This window comes from Actinomyces bouchesdurhonensis, assembly GCF_963540955.1.
Classification (GTDB): domain Bacteria; phylum Actinomycetota; class Actinomycetes; order Actinomycetales; family Actinomycetaceae; genus Pauljensenia; species Pauljensenia bouchesdurhonensis.
This window is the reverse complement of record NZ_CAUTSL010000072.1, coordinates 1-9162: the sequence shown is the minus strand read 5'-3', so window position 1 is coordinate 9162 and position 9162 is coordinate 1. Positions and strand designations below refer to the sequence as shown.

Sequence of the window (9162 nt, the reverse complement as noted above, 5' to 3'; positions counted from 1 at the left end):
ATGGGGATCAGACTGGGCAGTTCTCGGCTGGTTATGGGGATCAGACTGGGCAGTTTCCGGCTGGTTATGGGGATCAGACCCAGCAGTTCCCCGGTGAATACGGTACTGGCGCTCCTCAGCCCCCTGAGAAGAAGTCGAAGCTGCCGATCATCGTCGCTGCCATCGCCGGCGTCGTCGTTCTGGCTCTCATCGCTGTCGCCGCCGTGATCTTCCTGGGTGACAAGGATGAACCAAAGCCGGATCCGACGAAGGACCCGACCCCTACGGCTTCGAATTCTGCGTCGAACGGCCCGACCCCCACGGCTTCGAATTCTGCGTCGAACGGCCCGACCCCCACATCTTCGGGTGCTCCGACCGGAACCTCAAACACTGGTAGCTACCACGCGAACGGCAGCTACTCCGTCGACTTCAAGATTGGTGTGCACACTGAGATCACCAAGATCGAAAAAGGACCCGTCGACGAAGATGGTGCCAACACCATCCTCGTGACGTACCAGATGACGAACAACTCCAGCGATGAAGTGTCTGCCACTTTCTACACGCCCGACCCCAAGCAGAAGGGCATCGATATGCAGAAGACGTACTTCGAACGCGGCAAGGAGCCGGCTGGTGTCGAAAGGTACTCATTCGTGACTGTTCCGGCCGGTCAGACAAAGACCTTCACCTGGGCCTACAAGTTCCCCAACGACAGTGATCCGGTTGTCTTCACGACGCTCGACTTCGACGATTTCCGTGCCAGCATCCCCGACTGGACGTGGCAGCCGTGATTCGTCTGATCGTCCCCTGGGATGAGCGCGAAGGTACCCACCATGTAGCGGACATACTTTCGGCCATCGCAGCGTGACCACACTTGGGGCTGCTCTCCTCCTGGAGAGCGGCCCCAAGTTCTTTGGAACGGCGATACTACCGCGCCCATCACCTTCACGAAGACAAACCACAGTGACGACGAGACCTACGGATCATGACTGGTCCCGCTGGTTCTACGCACACCCGTGCGACCATATGGCAAAATTGCGAACCATTGATTGCTGGAAACGACATCCTGGCGCACCCGGAATTTGCTAGGCTACAGAGTAAATATCGCGCGACGAGCGCGAGTCTCGCAAGGGAGTCATGATGACGAATCCGAACGTTCCGCAGAATGCAAACGGCTGGGGCTCATACCCCCAAGGACAGCAGGGCTACGGTGGGTATGATGCCCAGCCGCAGCAGGCATACAGCCAGGGCTATTACCAGGGCGCTGCACCCCAGACGAACCCCCAGGGCACGCAGGGTACCTATGGTGCTCCCCAGCAGGGCTACGGTGGGTACGGCGCCCAGCCGATGTATGGCCAGGGGTACAACCAGGGCGGCGTGCTCCCGATGCGCGCTTCCCGGCAGGCAACGAAGTCTATTCCCCTCATCGTTGGTGCCATCGCGGTCGTCCTCCTCCTAGTCGCAGGCGTGGCCATCTGGAAGCTTGTGGACTCCGGATCTCTTTTTGGCGGAAACGGCTACAAGGCTGACCTCAACCACGGTACCGTCCGCGTCGAAAGCACCAATATCGAAATAGGTCCACTCGACGAAGACGGTAAACCCACTGTCGTCATCACCTACTCGATTTCCAACAATGGGTCGAGGGACGTCACGATTCCACTTGCCCTGCCCGATGCGAAACAAAACGGAGACATCCTGTCCAGTGCTGATTACCGCTACGGCAACGAGCCGAGGGGATATGACTTCTGGTCGATCTACTCCGTCGTGGAACCCGGTGATACGAAGACAGTCGTGACTGCGTTCACTCTTAACAATGAGAATGATCCCGTAACTCTGAGCGGCATGGACTTCGATGATCCAAGAAACGACATCCCCGATTACGTCTGGTATCCGCGCTGATAGGACGGCGCCCTTCGTTCACGACGGCGGACGAGGGACACGCAAATGCGACAGGCGTCAGTAGCGTTGCGTTACCGACAATCAGACGAGGGGCCGCACTCCAGGGTGGGAGTGCGGCCCTGTGTCGTCCCCGTAAGAAACACGGTCACAATGCGACTGGTCACAGTCACTTTTTCGTTGCAATTTCACAGTTTGTGAAGTAACCCTCCGGCTCTGTCAATCCCTGGTACAAGCCCCATTTTTGGTAGAATCTACAAGGTTAAACATCTATTTTTCGCGCAATGCGAGGGGAGCCACGTGGCTGACAACGAGAAGACCGCCGACGGCGAACAGTCCTACGGCGCATCGGACATCACCGTCCTCGAAGGCCTGGAAGCCGTGCGCAAGCGCCCGGGTATGTACATCGGATCCACCGGTGAACGCGGCTTGCATCACCTCGTCTACGAGGTCGTCGACAACTCTGTGGACGAGGCCCTGGCTGGCTACGCGGACCACATCGAGGTCACCATCCAGGCAGACGGCGGCATCAAGGTCGTCGACAACGGTCGAGGCATCCCCGTCGACGAGCACCCCACCGAGCACAAGCCCACCGTCGAGGTCGTCATGACGATCCTGCACGCCGGCGGCAAGTTCGGCGGCGGCGGCTACGCCGTCTCTGGTGGCCTCCACGGCGTCGGCATCTCCGTCGTCAACGCCCTCTCCACCCGCGTGAACACTGAGATTCGCCGACAGGGCTACGTCTGGCGCATGTCGTTCGCAAACGGCGGCACCCCCATCACCCCCCTTGAACGCGGCGAAGCTACCGACGAAACCGGCACCACGCAGGTCTTCTACCCAGACCCGGAGATCTTCGAAACCGTCGAATTTGACTTCGAGACCCTACGTCAGCGCTTCCAGCAGATGGCTTTCCTCAACAAGGGCCTGCGCATCACGCTGACCGACGAACGCGACTTCGCCACCGACGAAGGCGACGAAATCGCCGGCGGCGAGGATGCCTCGGACAAGAAGACCAAGGGCCACCGCACCGTCTCCTACTGCTACGAGCACGGCCTGCGAGACTACGTTGAATACCTCGATTCCGCCAAGAAGACCGACACGATCAACAACGAGATCATAGACTTCGAAGCTGACAACGACGAAGGCACCATGAGCGTGGAAATAGCCATGCAGTGGACCACCGCCTACTCCTCCTCCGTCCACACCTTCGCCAACACCATCAACACGACCGAAGGCGGCATGCACGAGGAGGGCTTCCGAAGTGCGCTGACCTCTCTCGTCAACCGCTACGGCCGCGACAAGGGCATCATCCGCGACAAGGACGACAACCTCACCGGTGACGACGTCCGCGAAGGCCTGACCGCCGTCATCTCGATCAAGCTCACCGAGCCCCAGTTTGAAGGCCAGACGAAGACCAAGCTCGGCAACACCGAGGCCCGCACCTTCGTCGCCCAACAGGTCTACTCCAAGCTCACCGACTGGTTCGACGCCCACCCCGCCGACGCCAAGGCCATCATCAACAAGGGTCAAGCCGCCCAGGCCGCCCGCGTCGCAGCCCGCAAAGCCCGCGAGGCCACCCGCCGAAAGGGCGTGCTCGAATCCGCGTCCATGCCCGGCAAACTGCGCGACTGTTCCTCCCGCACCCCCTCCGAGTGCGAAATCTTCATCGTCGAGGGCGACTCCGCAGGCGGCTCCGCCGTCGGCGGCCGCGACCCCGAACGTCAGGCCATCCTGCCGATCCGCGGCAAGATCCTCAACGTCGAAAAGGCGCGCCTGGACCGGGCCCTGTCCTCGGACACGATCCGCTCCCTCATCACCGCCTTCGGTACCGGCATCGGCGAAGACTTCGACATCTCCAAGCTGCGCTACGGCAAGATCGTCATCATGGCGGACGCCGACGTCGACGGCCAGCACATCGCCACGCTGCTGCTGACCCTCCTCTTCCGCTACATGCGACCCCTCATCGAAGGCGGCCATACCTTCATTGCTATGCCCCCGCTATATCGCATCAAGTGGACGAACGCCGAACATGAGTTCGCATACTCCGACAAGGAACGCGACAAGCTCCTGGCAGCTGGCACCGCACTCAACCGCCGCCTGCCTAAGGAGGGCGGCATCCAGCGCTACAAGGGCCTCGGCGAAATGAACGACCACGAACTGTGGGAGACCACCATGGATCCCGAGCGTCGCATCCTCAAGCAGGTCACCCTCGACGAGGCCGCAGACGCCGACGAAACCTTCACGATCCTCATGGGCGACGACGTCGACCGACGCCGCACCTTCATCCAGCGCAACGCTACCGACGTGCGCTTCCTCGACATCTGACAACACCGCGACCAGCCCAGCCCCGGCCTCGTACCAGGCGGGCCTGATCGAGCAGAAACAACGTAAGGAACACTTGTGAGCGACGAGCCCACTACCGACGCGCGGCACATCTCAGACACCGAGCGCATCCGCCAGGTCGACCTGCAAAAGGAGATGCAGCGCTCCTACCTCGACTACGCGATGAGCGTCATCGTCGGGCGCGCCCTGCCCGACGTGCGCGACGGCCTCAAGCCCGTCCACCGTCGCGTCCTGTACGCCATGTACGACGGCGGATACCGCCCCACCTCCTCGTTCTCCAAGTCCTCCCGCGTCGTCGGCGAGGTCATGGGTAACTACCACCCCCACGGCGACGCCGCGATCTACGACGCCCTCGCGCGCCTCGTACAGCCCTGGTCGCTGCGCTACCCCCTGGTCGCCGGCCAGGGCAACTTCGGCACCCCCGGCAACCTGGGACCCGCGGCCCCCCGTTACACCGAATGCAAGATGGCGCCCCTGGCCATGGAAATGGTCCGCGACATCGACGAAGAATGCGTCGACTTCCAGGACAACTACGACGGCCGCAACCAGGAACCCACCATCCTGCCCGCCCGCTTCCCGAACCTGCTCGCCAACGGCTCCGAAGGCATCGCCGTCGGCATGGCCACGCGCATCCCGCCGCACAACCTGCGCGAACTCGCGCGCGGCGTCCAGTGGGCGCTCGACAACCCCGAGGCCTCGCGCGAAGAGCTCCTCGAAGCACTCCTCAAGCTGATCCCCGGACCCGACTTCCCCACCGGCGCCACCATCCTCGGCCGCAAGGGCATCGAAGACGCCTACCGTACCGGTCGGGGCTCTATCACGCAGCGCGCCGTCGTGAGCGTTGAGGAAATCCAGGGCCGCCAGTGCCTCGTCGTCACCGAGCTGCCCTACCAGGTCAACCCCGACAACCTGGCCGACAAGATCGCCCAACTCGTACGCGACGGCTCAATCGGCGGCATCGCCGACATCCGCGACGAAACCTCCGGTCGCACGGGCCAACGCCTGGTCATCATCCTCAAGCGTGACGCCGTCGCCAAAGTCGTCCTCAACAACCTCTACAAGCGCACCAGCCTGCAGGAAAACTTCTCCGCCAACATGCTCGCGCTCGTCGACGGCGTACCCCGCACACTGTCCATCGACGGCTTCATCCGCCACTGGATCACCCACCAGATGGACGTTATCGTGCGCCGCACGCGCTTCCGCCTGCGCAAGGCTCTCGAACGCCTGCACATCCTCGAAGGCTACCTGAAGGCCCTCGACGCCCTCGACGAGGTCATCGCCCTCATCCGCCGCTCCCCCACCGTCGACGAGGCCCGCGCCGGCCTGATCGAACTGCTCGACGTGGACGCCATCCAAGCCGACGCGATCCTGGCCCTCCAGCTGCGCCGCCTGGCCGCCCTCGAGCGTCAGAAGATCATGGACGAGTACACCGAGCTTAAGGCCCGCGTCGACGATCTCAACGACATCCTTGCCAAGCCTGAGCGCCAGCGCGCCATCATCTCCGCCGAACTCGGCGAGATCGTCGACAAGTTCGGCGACGAACGCCGCACCCGCATTCTCCCCTTCGACGGGGAAATGTCGATGGAAGACCTCATCCCCGAAGAGGACGTCGTCGTCACCATCACCCGCGACGGCTTCGCCAAGCGCACCCGCACGGACAACTACCGCTCGCAAAAGCGCGGCGGCAAGGGCGTGCGCGGCACCCAGCTGCGCGGCGACGACGTGGTCGAACACTTCTTCGTCACGACCACGCACAACTGGCTGCTCTTCTTCACCAACCTCGGCCGCGTCTACCGCGCCAAGGCCTACGAGATCCCCGAAGGCGGTCGCGACGCCAAGGGCCAGCACGTCGCCAACCTGCTGGCGTTCCAGCCCGACGAGCACATCGCGCAGGTCCTCGCGATCCGCACCTACGAAGACGCCGACTTCCTGGTCCTGGCCACCAAGCGCGGCCTCGTCAAGAAGACTCCGCTGAGCCTGTACAACTCGCCCCGCTCCGGCGGTATCATCGCCATCAACCTGCGCGAGGACGAGGACGGCAAGCCCGACGAGCTGGTCTCCGCGCAGACCATCATGGCCGACGAGGACCTCATCCTCGTCTCCCGCGACGGCCAGGCCGTGCGCTTCACCGCCACCGACGAGCAGCTGCGCTCCATGGGCCGCTCCACGTCCGGCGTGCGCGGCATGAAGTTCCGCGGCGACGACGAGCTGCTCAGCATGGAGGTCCCCCGCGAGGGCACCGACCTGCTCATCGTCACCGACTCCGGCTACGCCAAGCGCACCCCCGTCGAGGAATACCCGACCAAGTCGCGCGGCACCCTCGGCGTGCGCGTCGGCAAGCTCGTCGACGAACGCGGCGGCCTCGTCGGCGCCCTCGTCGTGCGCCCCGACGAGGACGTCATGGTCATCACCTCCTCCGGCAAGCTCGTCCAGGTCAACGCCTCCGACGTGCGACCCACCGCCCGCAACACCATGGGCGTCATCTTCGCCCGCCCGGACGAGGGCGACCGCATCATCGCGATCACCCGCAACCCCGACTCCGGCGATGACTCAACTGAGGAAATGAGCGACGATTCGACCGGCGAGGCAGTGGCCGACCCCGCGCAGACCGCTTCCACCGAGGAACTCCCCCAGGGGAACGCCCCCGCCGGAACGGACGGGTCCCTCGAAGGCGGCGACCTCGCCGACGATACCGACAAGTAAACGATGATCACGGGACGAGGTAGGCCTCGTCCCGTGATCAAGCTTCCAAAGCGGCGCGGAACCAGCGCCGATGCCTGGCGATGCGGTAGCCTGGCGTGTAGGAAGTGCGACCTGGAAGGAAACCCATGAGCGACCACGTCTCAAGCGCCCGCAACGACGCTCCCCGCCGAGTTGATCTCGCGATCGCGCGCATCGACGCGTGGACCGTCATGAAGGTCTCTTTCCTTCTATCCGTCGCCCTGGGTATCGCGATGGTCATCGCCACTATCGTCCTGTGGCTCATGGTCGACGCCATGCACGTCTTCAGTCAGATCGAAGAATTCCTACAGACCGTCGGGGCAGGTCGTTTCGTGGACCTGCTGGACTATGCGCGCCTGCCCCGCGTCATCTCCTACGCGACCATTGTCGCCGTTATCAACGTCGTTCTTCTGACTGCACTGTCCACGTTGGGCGCCATGCTCTACAACGTTGTCGCCTCCCTGGTGGGTGGCATCAAGGTGTCTCTCATGGACGAGTGAGAATATAAGGGGTCGGCTCACGCCGGCCCCTTTTTCCATGCCTGCGTGTGTGCGTGCCTGCGTGCCTGCGTGTTTGTGCGTGTGTGTGTGCCTGCGTGTTGGCGTCCGCGCGTGGCGGACCGTCCGTATTCTGGGTGCCTCCGGATGTGTCTGCGCTTTTCATTCGGACTGCTCGTGGATAGGAAGCGACTAGATGGATAGGCTATGGGCACGTGGATAGGACATTAAGCTATCCGTGAAGCAGTAACCTATCCGCCTACTCGTTTCCTATCCGCGTGGGTATCGGGTTTGACCATACTGGGTCCGTTCCTGCAGCGATCCGTCCTTAACGCGTTCCCTGGTGCTGCGTTGGCGTGGTTCCCCAACGATGCTGCACGTAATTCCCCTGCGACTCTTTCCAGCTTTGAAATGAAAGCGTTGGAACTGCAACGTTTAAATGGGATGGGCGAAAGTTCGGGTGACCGAATTGCATGCGATTTTTAAAGGGGTCGCAACTGAGCAGCCACGGCAGAGCTGAACGTAACGTTGTGGAAGAGCTGGATCCTAGCCGTGAGAGCGTGGGCAGTTCAGCTGGATCCACCCAGTGGAGCGTTTCCGGGGCTGCTTAGCCGCTACTAGGTGGGTAAACGCGCGCATCGAGGGGCAGTGGTGTGAAGCCAACCCGAGGCAGCCACAAGCCACTCACAGAAGCCCCTCAGCGGTCCCGGGCAAAACGAATTGGCCGAACCCTCAACAGGAGGTCGACAAGGCCACCGAGTGCAGCCCCCGAGCGCGACGGGTTCCTCGTATCGCACAGGAGCTCAGATCCGTCGATCAGCCACGAGTAAGGGTTGTGGCTCAGCGGACCCCGCCAGAGCGACGCAATGATCGAAGCACCCGTGGGCAGCGGAAACAGGGGACTCACCCAGGACTCCGCCGGCGTGAAGACGCTCGTTAGGGGAGCGATGCCGGAGAAGAAACCGTCGTCGATGACCGATTCGGGGAAACCGACAGGGTCGAAGGAAAACACGTGCGCAAGCGTTGGCACGCGCGTCGCGGCTGCCGCATACAGGGCCAAATTACCGCCCTTAGAGTGGCCGATGACGGTGACCGGCCCGGGGGCCCGATCGGCCGCATATCGCAGGTATCGCGCCGCCCACAGCTGAGCGATCGTCGGGAAGTCCAGGCCGAACTGCGCATCCTCCGCCCAGCCAACCGCAGTGCCATCGGTGCCGCGGAAAACCACGTAGGTCGCCCCGGCCTCGTCGACGAACGTGACAGCGCCGAATTGCGCGAGCGGCTGCACGCCGATCCGCGTGACCGCGTCGCGCACCCGTATGTCTCGAAACCGCGGACTCGCGCCGACTGCGCACAGGAGGGAGCGTAGAAGCGCACAGTTGCGTTCGGTGACCATCGCGTGATCGTAGAGGGCGCTGATGGACGAGGCCTGGGCGACTTCGCGCAGCCGGCATCCCCGGGTGGAGCGGGGGCCCGCCAAGGCGTGGAAGTTCGCGTACGTCAGTGTGGCGAGGGTGAGGGCGTCAGCGGGGGAGAGGTCGGAGCGCAACGGAGTTCTCGCGCTGCGAACGTAATCGATAATCGTGGTCACGAGGGTTCTCTTTCTGTGCCGCGCGCCATTGCTGCGGCTCCGTGTTGGACGTCACCAAGTCTCGATTTTGCCGGACAGTGCGTTGCTGTGTACTATATCCGAGTGCCCGCAAGGGTGCCGGTTGGGCCTATAGCTCAG

6 protein-coding genes are annotated in these 9162 nt (G+C 63.0%); 5 read left to right on the top strand and 1 reads right to left on the bottom strand.

What is annotated here, in order from left to right:
• From RYL44_RS09415 to RYL44_RS09395, 5 genes are all read left to right on the top strand, one after another.
• The coding region (locus RYL44_RS09415; RefSeq protein WP_314975811.1) for a DUF5067 domain-containing protein at nt 1-767 on the top strand (767 nt) is incomplete at its 5' end.
• Between the two features lie 349 nt (nt 768-1116).
• A complete protein-coding gene (locus RYL44_RS09410; protein ID WP_314975810.1) occupies nt 1117-1875 on the top strand; it encodes a DUF5067 domain-containing protein in 759 nt (252 codons plus the stop codon).
• A gap of 297 nt (nt 1876-2172) precedes the next feature.
• A complete protein-coding gene (gene gyrB, locus RYL44_RS09405; protein ID WP_073983759.1) occupies nt 2173-4197 on the top strand; it encodes a DNA topoisomerase (ATP-hydrolyzing) subunit B in 2025 nt (674 codons plus the stop codon).
• Nucleotides 4198-4272: 75 nt separating this feature from the next.
• Complete coding sequence (gene gyrA, locus RYL44_RS09400) at nt 4273-6918, top strand: DNA gyrase subunit A (RefSeq protein ID WP_314975809.1); 2646 nt, start codon at nt 4273-4275, stop codon at nt 6916-6918.
• Between the two features lie 125 nt (nt 6919-7043).
• Nucleotides 7044-7436, top strand: coding sequence for a DUF3566 domain-containing protein (locus tag RYL44_RS09395; protein ID WP_276740935.1), 393 nt, complete (start codon nt 7044-7046; stop codon nt 7434-7436).
• A gap of 694 nt (nt 7437-8130) precedes the next feature.
• Here RYL44_RS09395 and RYL44_RS09390 read toward each other — a convergent pair.
• Entirely contained in the window at nt 8131-9024 is an 894-nt protein-coding gene (locus RYL44_RS09390) for an Mbeg1-like protein (RefSeq protein WP_314975808.1), read from the bottom strand.
• Nucleotides 9025-9162: the final 138 nt, after the last annotated feature.

Bases quoted from the DNA above. Each gene is read 5' to 3' on its own strand.
- RYL44_RS09395 (WP_276740935.1), top strand. From the start codon at position 7,044: ATGAGCGACCACGTCTCAAGCGCCCGCAACGACGCTCCCCGCCGAGTT.
- RYL44_RS09410 (WP_314975810.1), top strand. From the start codon at position 1,117: ATGACGAATCCGAACGTTCCGCAGAATGCAAACGGCTGGGGCTCATAC.